This is a genomic window from Kosakonia sp. H7A, assembly GCF_003028445.1.
GTDB classification, from domain to species: Bacteria; Pseudomonadota; Gammaproteobacteria; order Enterobacterales; family Enterobacteriaceae; genus Kosakonia; species Kosakonia radicincitans.
In genome coordinates, this window is sequence record NZ_PYTZ01000003.1 from 202,998 (window position 1) to 222,391 (window position 19,394).

The 19,394-nt window shown below is 54.7% G+C and carries 18 protein-coding genes; 9 read left to right on the top strand and 9 right to left on the bottom strand.

From position 1 onward, the window contains the following. The first annotated feature begins 286 nt into the window (after positions 1-286). Positions 287-1,114 (top strand): protein bax, encoded by an 828-nt coding sequence (locus CWM66_RS13885; protein WP_035886767.1) that lies wholly within the window; start codon positions 287-289, stop codon positions 1,112-1,114. 52 nt (positions 1,115-1,166) lie between these two features. Here the strand turns inward: CWM66_RS13885 and xylR are convergent, their stop codons facing one another. The 4 genes from xylR to xylF all read right to left on the bottom strand — a co-directional run bounded on the left by xylR (position 1,167) and on the right by xylF (position 6,227). After that, a complete protein-coding gene (xylR, locus tag CWM66_RS13890) occupies positions 1,167-2,345 on the bottom strand; it encodes a D-xylose utilization transcriptional activator XylR (protein WP_007369537.1) in 1,179 nt (392 codons plus the stop codon). A 102-nt stretch (positions 2,346-2,447) separates the two neighbouring features. Next, complete coding sequence (gene xylH, locus CWM66_RS13895; RefSeq protein WP_035886766.1) at positions 2,448-3,629, bottom strand: xylose ABC transporter permease XylH; 1,182 nt, start codon at positions 3,627-3,629, stop codon at positions 2,448-2,450. Continuing rightward, positions 3,607-5,148 (bottom strand): xylose ABC transporter ATP-binding protein, encoded by a 1,542-nt coding sequence (locus CWM66_RS13900; RefSeq protein ID WP_007369539.1) that lies wholly within the window; start codon positions 5,146-5,148, stop codon positions 3,607-3,609. Before CWM66_RS13900 ends, xylH begins: the two co-directional genes overlap by 23 nt. Before the next feature lie 86 nt (positions 5,149-5,234). Further along, on the bottom strand, positions 5,235-6,227 hold the full coding sequence (gene xylF / locus CWM66_RS13905) for a D-xylose ABC transporter substrate-binding protein (RefSeq protein WP_007369540.1): 993 nt from the start codon (positions 6,225-6,227) through the stop codon (positions 5,235-5,237). Between the two features lie 349 nt (positions 6,228-6,576). Here xylF and xylA point away from each other — a divergent pair, with 349 nt between their 5' ends. The 4 genes from xylA to CWM66_RS13925 all read left to right on the top strand — a co-directional run bounded on the left by xylA (position 6,577) and on the right by CWM66_RS13925 (position 10,982). Further along, a complete protein-coding gene (xylA, locus tag CWM66_RS13910) occupies positions 6,577-7,899 on the top strand; it encodes a xylose isomerase (protein WP_007369542.1) in 1,323 nt (440 codons plus the stop codon). A gap of 50 nt (positions 7,900-7,949) precedes the next feature. Beyond that, on the top strand, positions 7,950-9,404 hold the full coding sequence (gene xylB, locus CWM66_RS13915) for a xylulokinase (protein ID WP_079517235.1): 1,455 nt from the start codon (positions 7,950-7,952) through the stop codon (positions 9,402-9,404). A gap of 121 nt (positions 9,405-9,525) precedes the next feature. Continuing rightward, positions 9,526-10,062 (top strand): isochorismatase family protein, encoded by a 537-nt coding sequence (locus tag CWM66_RS13920; protein WP_007369544.1) that lies wholly within the window; start codon positions 9,526-9,528, stop codon positions 10,060-10,062. Beyond that, positions 10,062-10,982, top strand: a complete 921-nt coding sequence (locus tag CWM66_RS13925; RefSeq protein ID WP_072439468.1) for a GlxA family transcriptional regulator — start codon at positions 10,062-10,064, stop codon at positions 10,980-10,982. Before CWM66_RS13920 ends, CWM66_RS13925 begins: the two co-directional genes overlap by 1 nt. Here CWM66_RS13925 and CWM66_RS13930 read toward each other — a convergent pair. Beyond that, a complete protein-coding gene (locus CWM66_RS13930) occupies positions 10,975-11,970 on the bottom strand; it encodes an acyltransferase (protein WP_071921907.1) in 996 nt (331 codons plus the stop codon). The two genes, CWM66_RS13925 and CWM66_RS13930, sit on opposite strands and share 8 nt — an antisense overlap. Positions 11,971-12,139: 169 nt before the next feature. On the opposite strand from CWM66_RS13930, the gene CWM66_RS13935 reads away from it, so the two are divergent. The 3 genes from CWM66_RS13935 (at position 12,140) to glyS (ending at position 15,566) form a co-directional block, all read left to right on the top strand. Continuing rightward, the gene (locus CWM66_RS13935; RefSeq protein WP_090397979.1) at positions 12,140-12,439 is read left to right on the top strand and encodes a YsaB family lipoprotein; all 300 of its coding nucleotides are present in this window, start codon (positions 12,140-12,142) and stop codon (positions 12,437-12,439) included. Between the two features lie 136 nt (positions 12,440-12,575). Then, positions 12,576-13,487 carry a glycine--tRNA ligase subunit alpha gene (glyQ, locus tag CWM66_RS13940; RefSeq protein WP_035886762.1) on the top strand — a complete coding sequence of 304 codons (912 nt, stop codon included), beginning with the start codon at positions 12,576-12,578 and terminating at the stop codon, positions 13,485-13,487. Between the two features lie 9 nt (positions 13,488-13,496). Further along, positions 13,497-15,566, top strand: a complete 2,070-nt coding sequence (gene glyS, locus CWM66_RS13945) for a glycine--tRNA ligase subunit beta (protein ID WP_007369549.1) — start codon at positions 13,497-13,499, stop codon at positions 15,564-15,566. A 54-nt stretch (positions 15,567-15,620) separates the two neighbouring features. Here glyS and CWM66_RS13950 read toward each other — a convergent pair whose 3' ends face one another. From CWM66_RS13950 to CWM66_RS13965, 4 genes are all read right to left on the bottom strand, one after another. Then, entirely contained in the window at positions 15,621-16,577 is a 957-nt protein-coding gene (locus CWM66_RS13950; protein WP_007369550.1) for a GGDEF domain-containing protein, read from the bottom strand. A gap of 2 nt (positions 16,578-16,579) precedes the next feature. Then, positions 16,580-17,218 (bottom strand): chemotaxis protein CheC, encoded by a 639-nt coding sequence (locus CWM66_RS13955; protein WP_007369551.1) that lies wholly within the window; start codon positions 17,216-17,218, stop codon positions 16,580-16,582. Continuing rightward, positions 17,215-17,586, bottom strand: a complete 372-nt coding sequence (locus tag CWM66_RS13960) for a response regulator (protein ID WP_035886758.1) — start codon at positions 17,584-17,586, stop codon at positions 17,215-17,217. Before CWM66_RS13960 ends, CWM66_RS13955 begins: the two co-directional genes overlap by 4 nt. 375 nt (positions 17,587-17,961) lie before the next feature. Further along, positions 17,962-18,255 (bottom strand): HTH-type transcriptional regulator, encoded by a 294-nt coding sequence (locus tag CWM66_RS13965; RefSeq protein WP_007369554.1) that lies wholly within the window; start codon positions 18,253-18,255, stop codon positions 17,962-17,964. Positions 18,256-18,646: 391 nt separating this feature from the next. Between CWM66_RS13965 and CWM66_RS13970 the strand changes: the two genes are divergently transcribed. Next, positions 18,647-19,360 carry a DUF3053 domain-containing protein gene (locus CWM66_RS13970; protein ID WP_007369555.1) on the top strand — a complete coding sequence of 238 codons (714 nt, stop codon included), beginning with the start codon at positions 18,647-18,649 and terminating at the stop codon, positions 19,358-19,360. Positions 19,361-19,394 lie beyond the last annotated feature (34 nt).

The following is a 19,394-nucleotide window of genomic DNA, read 5'->3' on the forward strand; positions in this document are numbered from 1 at the left end:
AGTTTGCCACGCCGAAAACAGGGCCGACTCATCCTGGGCGCGTTATGGCCAGGGAGGAGAGCAACGGGTGAGTGATAAGCCACACAGAACGTCACGGATTTGCGATAACCACCACATTTATCACTCTCTGTCCATTTTCTACACAATTTCCTGGTGACATGGTTTCGGAATTGGATTATTTCTGTACGTGCTCTTGTAAGCTATTTTTGGTATGATTTGAGATTCAGCTCTCAAATTTATGCAAAAAAGAAGGTGTTGGAATGTTCATATCCGACCAGGAGACCTAATGATATCGATACCCATGCGACGACCTGGGGCTACGATACTCATGTTTTTCACCCTTATATTTTCGGGTGGGGTGCTGGCAAAGACGCACACAGAAACAGCGAGTCACAAAGCCCACGTCACTAAGGCAAACGTAAAGAAGCAGGCAAGCAGTAAACAAGAGTATTCTCGCAATAGTGTAAATAGCAGTTCACTTCCTGATTTGCGAAAATACCCTTCCGGAACCCCAAGGAAAAAAGCGTTTCTCCGGACAGTAATGCCTTATATCACCAGTAAAAACTCAGCGATTACCGCCGAGCGTAACTGGCTGCAAAAGAAACAGTACGACAGCCAATGGTCGCCTGCTGAACGCACGCGCCTGAAGGATATTGCCAAACGCTACAAAGTGAGCTGGTCCGGGAATACGCGCCGTATCCCCTGGAACACGCTGCTGGAGCGCGTTGACATTATTCCTGACAGCATGGTCGCCACCATGGCGGCGGCGGAAAGCGGTTGGGGCACCTCCAAACTGGCGCGTACCAACAACAATCTGTTTGGTATGAAGTGTGCCAAAGGTGCCTGTAAAAATGGCCCGGGTAAGGTGAAAGGCTATTCCCACTTTGAATCCTTGCAGGAGTCGGTGGATGCCTACGTCACCAATCTGAACACGCATGCTGCTTATGCGTCGTTCCGTAAATCCCGCGCACAGTTACGCAAGGCCGATCAGGAAGTGACGGCTTCAAACATGATTCATAAGCTGAAGGGTTACTCGACCCGCGGTGCGAGTTACAACAACTATCTGTTTGCCATGTATCAGGACAATCAGCAGTTAATCGCCGCGCACATGTAACTGTTTTCGCTGCTAAAACGCCTTCCCTGTGGAAGGCGTTTTTCTTTGCGCGTTATATCAGCACTTCGCTGTAGCGGTCGCGGTAGTCTTTCGGCGTGCTGTCGTACTCTTTGCGGAAGACGGAATAGAAATATTGCAACGACGGGTAGCCGCACATTTGTGAAATCTCGTTGATCGAGAGTGACGTTGAAATCAGCAGGCTGCGCGCTTTTTCCAGTTTCTCCGCGTGGATCACCGCGTGGATAGTTTCCCCCACTTCCTCTTTAAAGCGCTTCTCCAGATTGGAACGTGAAATACCAACAGCATCCAGCACCTGATCGACCTTGATCCCCTTGCAGGCATGATTACGGATGTAGTGCATCGCCTGGATGACCGCCGGATCGTTCAGCGACCGGTAATCAGTCGAACGTCGTTCCACCACCCGCACCGGCGGCACCAGTAGTCGCTGAAGCGGCAGGGTTTCGCTATCCAGCAGACGATGCAGTAATTTTGCCGCCTGATAGCCCATCTGCCGCGTACCCTGCGCCACCGACGAGAGCGCGACGCGTGAGAGATAACGGGTCAGCTCTTCATTATCGATGCCAATGACGCACAACTTTTCCGGCACCGGAATATGCAGATGGTCGCACACTTGCAGCACGTGGCGGGCGCGGGCGTCGGTAACGGCAATGATGCCGGTTTGCGGCGGGAGCGTTTGTAGCCAGTCGGCGAGCCGGTTCTGTGCGTGCTGCCAGTTTTCTGGCGCGGTGGTCAGCCCCTGATAGACCACACCGCGGTATTTCTCCTGCGCGACAAGCCGGCAAAAAGCATATTCACGTTCAGCAGCCCAGCGTTTACCGCTGGAAACGGGCAGGCCGTAAAAAGCAAAACGGTGTACACCTTTCTCTTTCAAATGCAGGAATGCGCTCTCAACCAGCGCGTGATTGTCGGTGGCGATGTAATGGACCGCAGGGTAGCTTTCCGGCGTGTGATAGGAGCCGCCAACGCCGACGATCGGAACGTCAACATCGGCCAGTACCTGTTCTATTTCTGGGTCGTCGTAATCGGCAATAACACCGTCGCCAACCCACTCTTTAATGTTTTCAATGCGCGCGCGGAAATCTTCCTCGATAAAGATGTCCCACTCGGATTGCGACGCCTGCAAATACTCGCCGACGCCCTCGACAACCTGGCGGTCATAGGCTTTATTCGCATTAAATAACAGCGTGATGCGATGGCGTTTTTCAAACATGTCTCTATGATTCCTGGCTTTCGACCTGTTCTGATTATCATATTCAGGACACTGCCGGATAAAAAAGATCCGGCAGTGTGATCGCGCCTGTATTCACTCCTTTCAGGCCCGGCGTTTGGTCGCGGAATCCATCCACACCGCCAGCAGTAAAATCGCACCTTTGACGATGTATTGCCAGAAGGTGGGCACATCCATCATGCTCATGCCGTTATCCAGCGAAGCCATAATAAACGCCCCCATTACGGCACCCGCAACGCTACCGATCCCGCCTGCGAGGCTGGTGCCGCCAATGACACAGGCGGCAATGGCGTCCAGCTCGGCGATATTCCCGGCCGAAGGCGAACCCGCGCCGAGGCGTGAACTGAGGATTAACCCGGCGATAGCCACCATCAAACCATTGATGGCGAATACCGCCAGCTTGGTTCGCTCAACGTTGATACCGGAAAGCCGGGCAGCTTCCAGATTGCCGCCGATGGCGTAAATCCGGCGGCCAAACGCGGTTCGCGTAGCCATAAACATCCCAGCCAGCAGCAGAAATGCCAGCAGCAGCACGGGTGTAGGAACACCGCGATAATCATTGAGCAGCCAGATAGCACCCAGCACAATCACTGCGATAAGCGCCTGACGGCCAATCGCGCTGGTGGAGGCGGGTGTTGCGAGGCCGAGCGACTGGCGGCGCAACCGCCCGCGCCATTGCCAGAGCACAAACACCACCATGCCCAGAACGCCGACGCCGAAACCGACGCCGTCTGGCAGATAGCTCTGGCCGATTTGCGACATCGCCGCGCTGGTAGGAGAAACCGTGGTGCCGTTGGTGATGCCGATTAACACGCCGCGAAACGCCAGCATACCGGCGAGAGTGACGATGAATGACGGCACCTTGCGGTAGGCCACCCACCAGCCGTTCCATGCGCCCAGCAGCAGGCCTAGCACCAGCGTTACTGCCACTGTGAGCGGCAGCGGCCAGCCAAGCCAGACATCAAAAATCGCCGCTGCGCCGCCGAGCAGGCCCATCATTGAGCCAACGGAGAGGTCAATCTCAGCGGAAATAATGACGAACACCATGCCGACCGCCAGAATGCCGGTGATGGCGGTCTGGCGTAGCAGGTTAGAAATATTGCGTGCGCTCAGGTAAGCACCATCGGTCATACCGGTGAAAAACAGCATGATCACCACGATGGCCGCGATCATGACAAAGACCTGTAAGTTGAGGGATTTCAGACCGGAAAATACGCCCGGTGAGACCGTGGATAGCTTCATTTCAGACGGGTTGCTTTTCGACATGATGTTCGCTCCTCAGTGCCGCTTCCATGACCTGCTCCTGGGTCAGATTACGATTGATAAGATCGGCTTTCAGCTTGCCTTCATGCATCACCAGCACCCGGTCACTTAAGCCCAGTACTTCGGGTAGCTCGGATGAGATAACGATGACGGCAATCCCTTGCTGCACCAGTTGGTTAATGAGTTTGTAGATTTCGTATTTCGCGCCGATATCAATACCGCGCGTCGGTTCGTCGAGGATTAAAATGCGCGGGTTAAGCAGCAGGCAGCGGGCTAAAATCGCCTTTTGCTGATTGCCGCCACTGAGGCGACCGATGGCAAGCGCTGGCGATGAGGTTTTCACTTTCAGCCGCTGCAGAGACTGTAAAATGCAGGCTTGTTCTGCGGCATCGTCCAGGCTGCTGAGCACGCCGGTAAACTGATCCAGCGCCGCAAGGGTAATATTTTTTCCCACCGCCATAACCGGCACGATGCCGTCTTTTTTGCGATCTTCCGGCACCATTGCAATGCCGTGCGCGATGGCCTGCTGGCAGTTGTGGATCTCCACCTGCTTGCCATCAAGGTAAATCGCCCCCTCCCAGCGGCCAGGCCACACACCGAACAGGCACTGCACGGCTTCGGTTCTGCCTGCGCCGACTAACCCGGCAATACCGAGGATTTCGCCGCGTTTCAGGCTGAAGGAGACGTCGTTGACGCGTTTAATATGGCGATTAACCGGGTGCCAGGCGGTCAGATGTTCAACGCGCAGGATCTCCGTGCCGGTAGTATGTGGCTCACTGGGATAAAGCGCCGTAAGCTCGCGGCCGACCATCATGGTGATGATGTCATCTTCACTCATGCCCGTCGCATCGCGGGTGCCGATATGTTTGCCATCGCGAATGACGCAAATCATGTCAGATATCGCTTTGACTTCATTGAGTTTGTGGGAAATGTAGATACAGGCGATATCATGGTTACGCAGGTCGCGGATGATATCCAGCAGCACCGCGGTTTCCTGTTCGGTAAGCGAGGCCGTCGGTTCATCCAGAATAAGCAGCCGCACCTGCTTATTCAGCGCCTTGGCAATTTCCACCAGTTGCTGTTGCCCCAGCCCTAAATCGCCCACCCGGGTGTCCGGTGAAATGGCCAGGCTCACCTGGTTAAGGAGTTTTTCGCAGCGCAGTGTCATCAGGTCGTAATCCATCACGCCATTACGGGTGATTTCCGCGCCGAGGAAGATATTTTCCAGCACCGTCAGGTGCTTCACCAGCGCCAGTTCCTGGTGAATGATGGCGATACCTTTACGTTCGGTGTCGCGGATATGGCTGGCCTGCAAGGTTTCGCCGGCAAACACGATCTCCCCGTCGTAGCTGCCCGCCGGGTAGATCCCGCACAGAACTTTCATCAGTGTTGATTTACCGGAACCATTCTCGCCGCACAGTGATAACACTTCGCCGGCATTCAGTCGCAGGCTGACATTATCAATGGCTTTCACAGCACCAAAGGCTTTGGTGATGTTTTTCATTTCGAGTAAATAAGGCATAGCTGCTCCACGTCATTTGCTGGTCTGACAACGCCTGAAAGAGGAGGCGGAGGGCGCGCCCGCAATGGAGAGGCGCGCCGAACGTGCTAGAGCTGGTTTTTCTGATGGAAACCATCTTTGATGACGGTGGCGTCGATATTGTCTTTCGTCACCTCAATAGGCGTCAGCAAGCGGGACGGAACATCCTTCAGACCGTTGTTGAGCGTGGTATCTGCTTTCGGCTGCTGGCCGTTGCCCAGTTCAACGGCAATTTCCGCCGCGGTGTTGGCAAGCTGTGTAATCGGCTTGTAGACGGTCATGGTCTGGCTGCCGTTAATCAGCCGTTTTACCCCGGCGAGATCCGCATCCTGGCCGGAGATGGCGACTTTCCCTGCCAGCCCCTGGGCGCTAAGCGCCTGGATCGCGCCGCCAGCGGTGGCATCATTTGAGGCGACGACAGCATCAATCTTGTTGTTGTTAGCGGTGAGCGCGTTTTCCATTATTTTCAGCGCATTTTCCGGCAGCCAGCCATCGACCCACTGATCGCCGACAATTTTGATTTTTCCGCTATCGATATACGGTTTTAAAACTTTCATCTGCCCGGCGCGGAACAGCTTAGCGTTATTATCCACCGGTGAGCCGCCCATTAAAAAGTAATTCCCTTGCGGCACTTTCTTGACCAGGCTTTGCGCCTGTAATTCCCCGACTTTTTCATTGTCGAAGGAAATATAGAAGTCGATGTCGGCATTATTAATCATGCGATCGTAAGCCAGAACTTTAATTCCTTCCTGTTTGGCTTCTTTTATTACGTTACTTAATACCTGACCGTTGTAGGGAATAATAACCAGCACATCAACGCCACGGTTTATCATATTTTCAATTTGCGACATTTGTGTTTCTTCATTGCCGTTGGCGGATTGAACAAACACATCAGCGCCGAGCGATTCGGCTTTTTTAACAAAAATATCGCGATCTTTTTGCCAACGTTCAAGGCGCAGATCGTCAATCGCCATGCCAATCTTCACTTCTTTGGCGTGACCAACGGCGCTGGCAAGGAGCAGGGAGGCGCAGAGTGTAAGGCAAAGGTTCTTTATCTTCATAATAGTAATACCTTTCGTAGGGTGATGAGCGAGATAAAAGAAACATGCAATGCTTTGGACGAGCAAATTTTTAACACGGAACGTTAAGTTGGCAATTACTGATTTTTATCCACGCATTACGTTTTTTGGTTTATTTGCTGATTTATGACCGCGATCTTATTTTAAAAAAAGCAAAACCGATTTTGCATAAAAAAGAGGAAGGCGACACGCAACAATTGTCGGCGTTATTTTGCGAGCCAGCGCACGTTTGTGCATTCTCTTAATAGCGGTGTGAAATAACGTAATTGAGCAAGCCAGAGAGAGAATCCAGTATTACTTCAGAATTGTTCACTCGCCAATGGAGCTCATTATGCAAGCTTATTTCGATCAGCTGGATCGGGTTCGTTATGAAGGCCCAAAAACCACGAATCCTTTAGCGTTTCGTCATTACAATCCGGATGAGCTAGTGCTCGGTAAGCGCATGGAAGATCACCTGCGTTTTGCCGCCTGCTACTGGCACACTTTCTGCTGGAATGGCGCGGATATGTTCGGTGTGGGCTCTTTCGATCGCCCGTGGCAACACCCCGGCGAGGCCATGGAACAGGCGAAACGCAAAGCTGATGTCGCCTTTGAGTTTTTCCATAAGCTGAACGTCCCCTATTACTGCTTCCATGACGTCGATGTCTCTCCTGAAGGCGCATCGCTGAAAGAGTACCTCAACAACTTTGCGCAGATGGTGGATGTGCTGGCTGAGAAACAGCAGCAGAGCGGCGTGAAGCTGCTGTGGGGCACGGCGAACTGCTTTACCAATCCGCGCTATGGCGCAGGCGCGGCGACCAATCCCGATCCGGAAGTCTTTAGTTGGGCCGCCGCGCAGGTGGTGACGGCGATGAATGCCACCCATAAGCTCGGCGGCGAAAACTATGTGCTGTGGGGCGGGCGTGAAGGGTATGAAACCCTGCTGAACACCGATTTGCGCCAGGAGCGCGAACAAATCGGCCGCTTTATGCATATGGTGGTTGAGCACAAACACAAAATTGGTTTTCACGGCACGCTGCTTATCGAACCGAAACCGCAGGAGCCGACCAAGCATCAATACGATTATGACGCAGCTACCGTGTATGGCTTCCTGAAACAGTTTGGTCTGGAGAAAGAGATCAAGCTCAATATCGAAGCCAACCACGCCACGCTGGCGGGCCACTCTTTCCATCACGAAATCGCCACCGCCATTGCGCTGGGGCTGTTCGGCTCGGTGGATGCGAACCGCGGTGACCCGCAGCTCGGCTGGGATACCGATCAGTTCCCGAACAGCGTGGAAGAGAATGCGTTGGTGATGTATGAAATTCTCAAAGCTGGTGGTTTCACTACTGGTGGGCTGAACTTTGACGCCAAAGTGCGTCGCCAGAGCACCGATAAATATGACCTTTTCTACGGACATATCGGCGCAATGGATACCATGGCGCTGGCGCTGAAAGTGGCCGCTCGCATGGTGGAAGATGGCGAGCTGGATAAACGTGTTGCGAAGCGCTATGCCGGCTGGAATGGTGAGCTGGGCCAGCAAATTTTGCAGGGACAGCTTAGCCTGGCGGAGCTGGCGAAGTACGCTGAGCAGCAGAACCTGGCGCCGCGCCATCAGAGCGGTCATCAGGAACAACTGGAAAATCTGGTCAATCATTACCTCTTCGACAAGTAACCGGTGTCGCGCCGCGGATAACGCGGCGCACATCAACAGGAGTGGTCACTATGTATATCGGGATCGATCTCGGCACCTCAGGCGTGAAAGCTATTCTGCTCGGTGAGCAGGGGGATGTGCTGGCCTCTCATACGGAAAAACTCAGCGTATCGCGCCCGCAGCCATTATGGTCCGAGCAGGATCCTGAACAGTGGTGGCAGGCAACGGATCGTGCAATTCAGGCGCTGGCCGCCGCGCATTCGTTACAGCAGGTGAAAGCCATCGGGCTTGCCGGGCAGATGCACGGCGCCACGCTGCTGGATAACGAAAACCGCGTGCTGCGCCCGGCTATTTTGTGGAATGACGGCCGCTGCGGCGAAGAGTGCAAGCTACTGGAAGCGCAGGTGAAAAATTCCCGCGCCATTACCGGCAACCTGATGATGCCTGGTTTCACCGCGCCGAAGCTGCTGTGGGTTCAGCGCCACGAGCCGGACGTCTTCGCCAGAGTCGCGAAAGTATTGCTGCCCAAAGATTATCTGCGTCTGAAAATGTCCGGTGTTTTTGCCAGCGATATGTCGGATGCGGCGGGCACTATGTGGCTGGATGTCGCGAAGCGCGACTGGAGCGATGAGATGCTGGCGGCCTGCTCGCTCACCCGCGCACATATGCCGGCGCTGTTTGAAGGCAGCGAAATAACCGGCGAACTGCTGCCGGAGATTGCCCGACGCTGGTCGATGCCCGTTGTTCCCGTGGTGGCGGGTGGCGGTGATAATGCGGCGGGCGCCGTGGGCGTGGGTATGGCCGATGCGGGGCAGGCGATGCTCTCGCTGGGGACGTCCGGTGTTTATTTCGCGGTCAGCGAAGGGTTTCTGAGCAAACCGGAGAGCGCGGTACACAGCTTTTGCCACGCGCTGCCGGGGCGCTGGCATCTGATGTCGGTGATGCTTAGCGCTGCTTCCTGTCTGGACTGGGCCGCAAGGCTTACGGGGCTGGAATCGGTGCCCGCGCTGATTCACGCGGCGGAGCAGGCGGACGACAAGGCGGGCGATCTCTGGTTTTTGCCCTATCTTTCTGGCGAACGCACACCGCACAACAACCCGCAGGCGAAGGGCGTTTTCTTCGGCCTGACGCATCAGCACGGGCAGGGCGAACTGGCGCGCGCAGTGCTGGAAGGTGTCGGTTATGCGCTGGCGGATGGTATGGATGTGGTGCATGCCTGCGGCGTGACGCCTAAGAGTATTACGCTTATCGGCGGCGGCGCACGCAGCGCCTGGTGGCGGCAAATGCTGGCGGATATCAGCGGCCTGCAACTCGATTACCGTACTGGTGGCGATGTTGGCCCGGCGCTGGGTGCGGCGCGGCTGGCGCAGGTCGCGGTGAACCCGGATGTTCCGCTGGCAACGTTGCTACCACAGCTTCCCATTGAACAACAACACCTGCCGAACGCTGAACGTCATGGTGGATACGCTTCGCGTCGCGAGACGTTCCGGCGCATCTATCAGCAGCTGTTGCCGCTAATGTCCTGACCGTTCCGGCTCACTTTCTTCAGTGGGCCGGAATCACCCTGAGGTTGTCCTTTTTTGGTCTTAGCAGACGTAACACTCCTTGCCAGAATAGCATTATCCCCACTGAGCAAGGAGTCCTGAAATGTCACGTACCGCCCTTATCAATATCGATACACAACAATCTTTCTTTCATCGTGAATACTGGCAGGAGAAGGATTTTCCTGCTTTCCAGCAGGCCATTTCTGCTCTGATTTCCGGCTGTGAAGCGCGCGGCATTCCGGTTGTCGATATCTTTCACGTTGCAGACAGCGGCCCCTTCTCGCTGGAAAGCGGTTTTGTTGTGCCGATGCCTTTTCTGACGCATCAACCAGCCGTTACCTTTTACAAGCATGTGCACAATGCCTTTACCGATACTGGCCTGGATCACTGGCTGCGCGCGCGTGATATAAATCATCTGATTATTTGCGGTATTCGCACTGAACAGTGCTGCGAAACCACGGCGCGCGTGGCGTCGGATTTGGGCTATCGTGTGACGTTTGCCAGCGAAGCGACGCTGACCTTTCCGATGACGCATAAAGGGATTACGCTGGATTGCGATGCGTTGCGTCATCGTACTGAAACGGTGCTGGAAGGCCGCTTCGCCACGATTCAAACTGTCCACGAAATTCTGGAACGCTAATGACGACAGATGTCTGGTTTGTGATGTTGCCGGGAGTGCTGGCGCTGGATATGACCGGCCCGGCGGAAACATTCGTGCTGGCGCAGGATGCTTTCCGCCTGCATTACATCGGGCCAGACGCCGAAGTGCCCACGTCGATTGGCCTGAATATGGGCAACATCTCGCCGCTGCCGGAAACCCTGCCGGCAGGCAGTTTGCTGGTGTTGCCTGGCGTCAGCGATTCGGCGAATTTTTTCAACACGCCGCAGGCCAGTCTTGTGCTGCACTGGCTGATGCGCCTGCAACCGCAGATCCACAACCAGAGCATTACCCTGATGTGCGTCTGTTCGGGCGCAGTGCTGGCAGCGAAAGCAGGGTTGTTGAGCGGCGTGCAGTGCACCACGCATCATGACGTGATTGCGCGTTTAAAAGCGGCAGCGCCGACGGCGCAGGTGAAAGAGAACCGTATTTTTATTGAAGATCGCGGTATCTGGACCAGCGCGGGTATCACCTCCGGCATCGATCTGGCCCTACATCTGATAAACCGCCTGCGGGGGCCGGAAACGGCGCTGGCGGTAGCACGTGAGATGGTGGTCTGGTTCCGCCGTTCCGGCGACGATCCGCAGATTTCGCCGTGGCTGCGTTACCGCAATCATCTTCACCCGGCAGTGCATCGTGCGCAGGATGCGCTTACCGCCGAGCCGCAAAAAGCGTGGCAACTGGCGGATATCGCCGAATGCGCGCACGTCAGCCCGCGCCATTTGACGCGCCTGTTCCAGCAACATCTGGGTATCAGCGTGCGTGACTACCTTGAACAGTTACGCCTGGTGATTGCTGAGCAGTGCTTATTGCAGGGGCACGGCGCGGAGCAGGCGGCGTTGGCCGCCGGGTTCTCTTCGCCGCGCCAGTTGCACCGGGCGCGGTCGCGAATGGCTAGCTAACGAAACGTCGCCGGTCGAGGCGCTGAACCAGCATCGACAGCGCCAGGCTTGCCAGCAGCGTGGCGACAAAAATCCACACGATATCGAGTAGCGGCCAGTTGCGCAGCTCCATGCCGCGCGTGCGCAGCGCATGGATAATAAGTGCGTGGAAACCGTAAATTCCCAGCGAGTGGCGTGAAATCAGCGCCAGGCCCGGTAGCGTGCGATCGTTGAGCGTATTTTTAACCAGCGTGAACAGCGCGATGGCGCAGAGGAACACCAGTGGGCCGCAGTAAAGATACCAGGTGTCGGCAAAGTTGCCGCGCCACTTCAGCTCGTGCAGCGTCCCGCGTGAAATTCCCCAGACCGCCAGCAAAAAGATCGCCGCGCTGAAAAGCGTCAACTGCCGTCTTTGCGTCTCCATCATGCCGATCGCTCGTCCCAGCATGCCGTAAAGGATGTAGTAAAACGTGTCGCCACTGATGTAGAGATTGATGGGCAGCCATTCAAAATGGCCGATCTTCTGCGACACCGTATTCGGGTTAGCCACGATGCCAATCACTATAACCAGCGCCAGCAGCATTTTGCCGCTGAGTGCTTTCACCTGAATCAACGGCGAAACCAGGTAGATAACGATAATCGCGAAGAAAAACCACAGATGGTAGAACACCGGTTTTTGCAGCAGGTTACGCAGAGATAACTCGCTGTTAATCGAGGTAAATAGCACGATATAGAGCAGGGCGATAAGGCTATAAAACATCAGACATAGTGCGATGCGCAGGAAATGGCGCGGCTGCGCGCTGCGTTCGCCAAAAAAGAGATAACCTGAAATCATAAAAAACAGCGGTACGCTGACGCGGGAGGCGGAATTCAGCAGATTCGCGACATTCCAGTCGAAAGTGGTAATGCTGGCCGGGTTGGTGATGTACCAGGTGGTGGTATGGATCATCACCACCATCAAACAGGCTATCCCTCGCAGATTATCTATCCAGTAAATTTTCGACTGCATCAGTTCCTCTTTTTCAATGTTAAATATCCTCTGACCTGCCATTTATCCACCTGACGCTCTGGATAATTCTGAGTTTTCCCGCATCCGCTTGTGCAGTTTTCCACAGATTTGCAAAACTAGTGTTCTTCCCCTTTAAAAATAACAGCCAGCGAACAGGGCAGTGATAAAAATGATGAAATCTCTTGTACTGATGTTGCTGCTGTTAGTGGCAGGATGCAGCGCCGCGCCGGGCACGCCCGTGCAGCGCGCGCAAAACGCCAGACCGGACCCCGTTCACTCCCTCGATATGGAGCAGTTATGCCGGCAAAACGCTGCGCATCGCTACAATACCGCAACGCAAAAAATTGCCGTTACCGGTTTTGAACAATTTCGCGGCAGCTACGAAATGCGTGGTATGACACCCCGTAGCGAGGCGTTTGTCTGCACTTTTGACGCAGAAGGTCAGTTTCTACATCTTTCGATGCGCTAAGCGTCCAGAATGCGGCCTGCGGCCGTGTGATTTTCCCAATTTTCCGTAAACACCTCCGTTTCATACTGTATATCTTGCAGTCAGCGGGTATACTGGTCGCTTCCTTTAAATCCACACGTATCCAGCACGAAAGAATATGCAAAAGTTTGATACCAGGACCTTTCAGGGTCTGATCCTGACCTTACAGGATTATTGGGCCCGTCAGGGCTGCACCATCGTTCAACCTCTGGACATGGAAGTTGGCGCTGGCACCTCCCACCCAATGACCAGTCTGCGCGCGCTGGGGCCAGAACCGATGGCGACTGCTTATGTCCAGCCATCCCGCCGCCCGACCGATGGCCGTTATGGCGAAAACCCGAACCGCTTACAGCACTATTACCAGTTCCAGGTGGTGATTAAACCCTCCCCGGATAATATTCAGGAGCTGTACCTCGGGTCACTGAAAGAGCTGGGCATGGATCCGACGATTCACGATATTCGTTTCGTGGAAGATAACTGGGAAAACCCGACGCTGGGTGCCTGGGGTCTCGGCTGGGAAGTGTGGCTGAACGGCATGGAAGTGACGCAGTTCACTTACTTCCAGCAGGTAGGCGGTCTGGAGTGCAAACCGGTTACCGGTGAGATCACGTACGGTCTGGAACGTCTGGCCATGTACATTCAGGGCGTAGACAGCGTTTACGATCTGGTCTGGAGCGATGGTCCGCTGGGTAAAACCACTTACGGCGACGTTTTCCATCAGAACGAAGTGGAGCAGTCCACTTACAACTTTGAATACGCAGACGTCGATTTCCTCTTTAGCTGCTTCGAGCAATATGAAAAAGAAGCGCAGAAGCTGCTGGCGCTGGAAAACCCGCTGCCGCTGCCTGCGTACGAACGCATTCTGAAGGCCGCCCATAGCTTCAACCTGCTGGATGCGCGTAAAGCCATCTCCGTAACGGAACGTCAGCGCTATATCCTGCGTATCCGTACGCTGACCAAAGCAGTCGCTGAAGCGTATTACGCTTCCCGTGAAGCCCTTGGCTTCCCGATGTGCAACAGAAATAAATAAGAGGCGGCCATGTCTGAGAAAACATTCCTGGTGGAAATCGGCACCGAAGAGCTGCCACCAAAAGCACTGCGCAGCCTGGCCGAGTCCTTCGCTGCCAATTTTACCGCTGAACTGGATGCCGCGGGCCTGGCTCACGGCGACGTACAGTGGTTTGCCGCGCCGCGCCGTCTGGCGCTGAAAGTGGCAAAACTTGCCGCATCGCAGCCGGATCGTGAAGTTGAAAAACGCGGCCCGGCGATTGCGCAGGCGTTTGATGCCGAAGGCAAACCAAGCAAAGCTGCTGAAGGCTGGGCGCGTGGTTGCGGTATTACTGTCGATCAGGCCGAGCGCCTGACCACCGACAAAGGCGAGTGGCTGCTCTATCGCGCCCATGTAAAAGGCGAAAGCGTCGAAACGCTGCTGCCGAACATGGTTGCCACCTCGCTTGCTAAGCTGCCGATCCCGAAACTGATGCGCTGGGGCGCGTCGGAAGTGACGTTTGTGCGTCCGGTGCACACCGTTACGCTGCTGCTGGGCGACACCGTTGTTCCGGCGACGATTCTGGGCATCAATTCCGATCGTGTGATCCGCGGCCATCGCTTTATGGGCGAGCCGGAATTCACTATCGATAATGCCGATCAGTATCCGCAAATTCTGCTCGAGCGCGGCAAAGTGATCGCCGATTACGACGCGCGTAAAGCCAAAATCAAAGCGGATGCTGAAGAAGCGGCGCGCAAAATCGGCGGTAATGCCGATCTGAGCAACAGCCTGCTGGAAGAGGTCACTTCGCTGGTGGAATGGCCGGTGGTGCTGACGGCGAAGTTCGAAGAGAAATTCCTCGCGGTTCCGGCGGAAGCGCTGGTCTACACCATGAAAGGTGACCAGAAGTACTTCCCGGTTTACGGTAACGACGGCAAACTGCTGCCGAACTTTATCTTCGTCGCCAACATCGAATCGAAAGATCCGCAGCAGATTATCTCCGGTAACGAGAAAGTAGTGCGCCCGCGTCTGGCGGATGCCGAGTTCTTCTTCAATACCGACCGCAAAAAACGTCTTGAGGATCATCTGCCGCGCCTGCAAACCGTGCTGTTCCAGCAGCAACTGGGTACGCTGCGCGACAAAACCGACCGCATTCAGGCGCTGGCAGGCTGGATCGCCGGGCAGATTGGCGCTGACGTCAATCATGCCACCCGCGCGGGTCTGCTCTCCAAGTGCGACCTGATGACCAACATGGTGTTTGAATTTACCGACACCCAGGGCGTGATGGGCATGCACTACGCGCGTCACGACGGCGAAGCAGAAGATGTTGCTGTTGCGCTGAACGAGCAGTATCAGCCGCGTTTCGCCGGTGATGAACTGCCGTCGAACCCAATTGCCTGCGCGCTGGCGATTGCCGATAAAATGGACACGCTGGCGGGTATCTTTGGTATCGGCCAGCATCCAAAAGGCGATAAAGACCCGTTCGCACTGCGCCGCGCCGCTCTGGGCGTGCTGCGTATTATCGTTGAGAAGAACCTGGCGCTGGATCTGCAAACGCTGACCGAAGAAGCGGTGCGTCTGTACGGCGACAAGCTGACCAATGCTAACGTGGTGGATGATGTGATCGACTTTATGCTGGGTCGCTTCCGCGCCTGGTATCAGGACGAAGGTTTCAGCGTTGACACCATTCAGGCCGTACTGGCGCGCCGTCCGACCAAACCGGCGGACTTCGATGCGCGCATGAAGGCGGTTTCGCACTTCCGTACCCTGGAAGAAGCGGCGGCGCTGGCGGCAGCCAACAAGCGTGTCTCCAACATTCTGGCGAAGTCTGATGAAACGCTGAACGATATCGTTCATGCTTCGGTGCTGAAAGAAGCGGCCGAAATCAAGCTGGCCGGTAATCTGGTGGTGCTGCGCGATAAGCTGGAGCCGTTCTTTGCAGAAGGTCGCTATCAGGAAGCACTGATCGAACTGGCGCAACTGCGTGAGCCGGTTGATGAGTTCTTCGAAAAGGTAATGGTAAACGCCGACGACAAAGACGTGCGTATTAACCGCCTGACGCTGCTGGCGAAACTGCGTGAACTGTTCCTGCAGGTAGCGGATATCTCCCTGCTGCAATAGGTCATCTGCAACGAAAAAACCCGCTCCGGCGGGTTTTTTTATAGCCCCACTTCATCAGCTCTTAACCGGTTGCGATTGTCTGGTGGCGGATTTTACGCGCACCGTATTGCGGCCCGCGCGTTTGGCTACGTACAGCGCGTCATCCGCACTCTGAATAAGCTGGCCGTATTCTGCGTGTTGTTGCTGGTTGAGACTGGCGACACCAATGCTCACGCTGACGATGCGGTCGGGCGAGTTAGCATGGGGTAAATCCAGCAGTTGAACGCTGGTGCGCAACCGTTCGGCAATTTCCACCGCATCGGCGGAGCGCGTTTCCGGCAGCAGGGCGCAGAACTCTTCGCCGCCATAGCGAAACAGAATGTCGTTTGGGCGATCCAGTGCATTACGCATAGCGGTCGCGATCTGTTGCAGGCACTCATCTCCGCGCTGGTGGCCGTAGCAATCGTTATAGCGTTTGAAGTGATCGACATCGATAAGCAGTAGCGACAGCGATTTGTTGTTGCGTTTGCTGGCGCGCCATTCGCGGTCAATGCAGAGATCGAAGTAACGCCGGTTGCCCACGCCGGTAAGGCCGTCCGACAGCGATTGTGATAACAGTTCGTGCGCCTGGTCGCGCAGCAGGGATTCGCGGCGGACTGCGGCCGTAACGTCCACAATCTGGATCAGGCAAAACCGTTCAGCATCACCCAGCGGAACAATAGTCACGGCCTGGCTCAGCCGGGCAGCAGGCCGTGCCGGTTCGGCATAAAGCGGAAACGGAGAACGGTGCAGCGACTGCGACAGCAGGGCTGATAAATTGTGGCCAATCGCCTGGCGGATAGCATCGCCCACGCGGTGATACTGCAAGTCAGGAAAGACAGTAAAAAAATCCTCCCCCAGCGTTTCGCTGGCGGCAAGGCCGGTATGGGCTTCCAGCCAGGCGTTCCACAACGTAATGCGGTATTGCGCATCAACGATGATCACGCCGAGGCTGAGCGCAGAGAATGCATCCAGTAGCAACTTATCTTTCATGATTACATTCCGTCGGGAACACAACCGGATTCAAGGCGGCTGATATAGAGCCGGATTTGCTCACGTAAGTCTTGCAGCGCAGACATATCCAGGATAAACGCGAGATACCCCTGAATTTGCTGGCGCTCCAGCGCAAAATCGATGCGCAGCATCATCACTATCGGATCGTTTTCATCTTTGTCCGGATTGAGGATCTCCTTGCTGGTGCCGACGCGCACTTCGGGCAGTGAGCCCTGTAGCTCTTTCTGGAACATATTCGCCAGCGTACCGACACAGGCGTTGAGCACGATATTACCGATTTCGCTCATCGCTTCACGTTCCATCTCCCCCAGTTCGTGGGCGGGGATCAGATCGCCAACCATCATGCGTACGATTTCAAAACTGGCGGCTTCCGGAAACATCAAAATCGCTTCCGTAGCATACGCGCCCTCATAATGCTGACTGATACCAAACAGTGAGACACCTGCGCCCAGCTCATCGGCTGCGTCGGAGCGGGTGGTAAAGCGGATGGTTGGTACCGACATTCGTACTTCTTCATTGACGATATTGCTCATCGCTGCAGCCGCATGGCCGACGCCAATGTTGAAGATCTCCATCAGGCTGTCAGCTTCGATATCGCTGATATCCGTCAGCGCGTTCATGAATTCGTCTCCAGGCTATTCAGCAATGCATGGAGCTGCGGCTCTTTCAGCGGTTTCGGCAGAAAACCAAGGCCAAGTTCTTCGGCGGCGGCTTGCACGGAATGCTGCACATTGGCAGTGAGCAGAATAATGTGGGTCTGCGGGTGGCTTTTACGAATGCGCGAAGCCGTCTCCAGCCCGCCAATGCCCGGCATATTAACGTCCAGCAAGATCAGATACGGTGCCGTCGTCGCGGCCAGAGCGATCGCCTCTTCGCCCGTGCCGGCCTCGTCAATTTTCCAGTCGTTATGCAAATTAGTGACAAACTGCCGTGAAATCATGCGCGACAGGCGGCTGTCGTCAACAATCAGAATATATCTGGACATCATTCATTCTCTTTTAGTGGTTCGTTGCCGTAACACCAGAACAATGCTTCTCTATGGAACTGCCTTCCCTGATTATTGCTTGCACTTGCCGCAGCGTTGCGCTTTGCGCTAATGCCTTGTTTAGTCGTTTCCTTTGTGAAATTGCGTACCTGGATTACACGCCCTGTCTGCTGCTTTTAGTTAAGTCATCATATTCATCGGCAATCGCGCGCAAAAAATTAGCGCTGAATAACAGCATCACGTGAAATTTAATCCTGAAGCGCAGAGAGTCAGGCCTGTCGTTGTGGGGGCTTCAATCGTGGGTATGGGTTGTCTGGGGGACTTTAAAGCAGAAATAACAAACCCCCGGCTCAGCGGGGGTTCTGGTGGTAAATACGTTCAATCAATAAGCTGTTTGCTGAGCGTCGGGTTAGCATTAATCAGACGCATCAGTTTCATTTCAGTCGCGGTGGGTTTTATTCGTTGTGATTCCCACTCATGCACCATTGATACTGAGACTCCCATTACACGAGCGAAGTCATCAATTTGAAGCCCGGTTCCGCGTCGCAATTGTTCAAAGTCACTAAAGGAATTCGGATTTTTGCTCAGAGTTACCGGCTGCGTTACTTCATTTTTCAAAACAATCTGTTCCAGACTGCTCAGCAGTTCAAACATAGGATCTTTATACTCCATTGAGAACTCCTCGTAAAAATCACACAGCGGGATCGTGATACAGCTTATTAAGAATAGTCGTGAAAATTCCTGGTGTGTGGTTTTGGCTGTGATTAATTAGACGGTAAATGACTTTTCATACGCTTCAGATGCATCTTAAGTGAGTTTTCTGCCGCTTAATTGTTTGATTCATATGCATCTGTCGGCGCTCAGTATTTTTGTGTAAAACCTTTCGTTTAATTTGGATTAAGAATTATCTGCACGCCTTCCGGGAAATTTTCATGCCAGGTCGAATTCATCGTATTAAGAATGTAAGGAAAGGGTATCTTGCGAGGCGGACCTGGACTATCCTTGTAAGCCGTCAGGCACGCGTGTGCCGGTGTGCGCTTTTATGGGTGAAAGGAGTAATAAAATGGCGACAGGAAAGTCCTGCTCTCGCTGGTTTGCGCCTCTTGCGGCGTTATTAATGGTAGTTAGCCTGAGTGGGTGTTTCGATAAAGAAGGCGATCAGCGCAAGGCGTTTATCGACTTCCTGCAAAATACGGCGATGCGTAGCAGTGAACGTCTGCCCGCTCTGACGGCAGATCAGAAAAAACAGTTCGGTCCGTTTGTCTCTGATTATGCTGTGATTTATGGCTATTCCCAGCAGGTGAACCAGGCGATGGACTCCGGTCTGCGTCCGGTAGTGGACAGCGTTAACGCCATCCGGGTACCGCAGGATTATATGACCCAGCGTGAACCGCTTCGTCAGGCCAATGGCTCGCTCGGCGTACTTAGCCAGCAACTGCAGAATGCAAAAATGCAGGCGGATGCTTCCCACGCGGCGTTAAAACAGGCGGACGATCTCAAGCCGGTGTTTGACCAGGTGTATACCAAAGTGGTTACCAATCCGGCCAACGCACTGCAACCGCTGATCCCGGCGGCGCAGGTCTTCACTCAGCAACTGGTGCAGGTGGGCGACTTTATTGCCCAGCAGGATACGCAGGTGAGCTTTGTTGCTAACGGCATCCAGTTCCCGACGTCCCAGCAGGCCAGCCAGTATAACGCGCTGATTGCTCCGCTGGCGGCGCAGCATCAGGCGTTCAACCAGGCCTGGACCGCGACCGTTAACGCCACGCAGCAGTAAGCGGGCGCAGACAAAAAAAGAGGCGATTAATCGC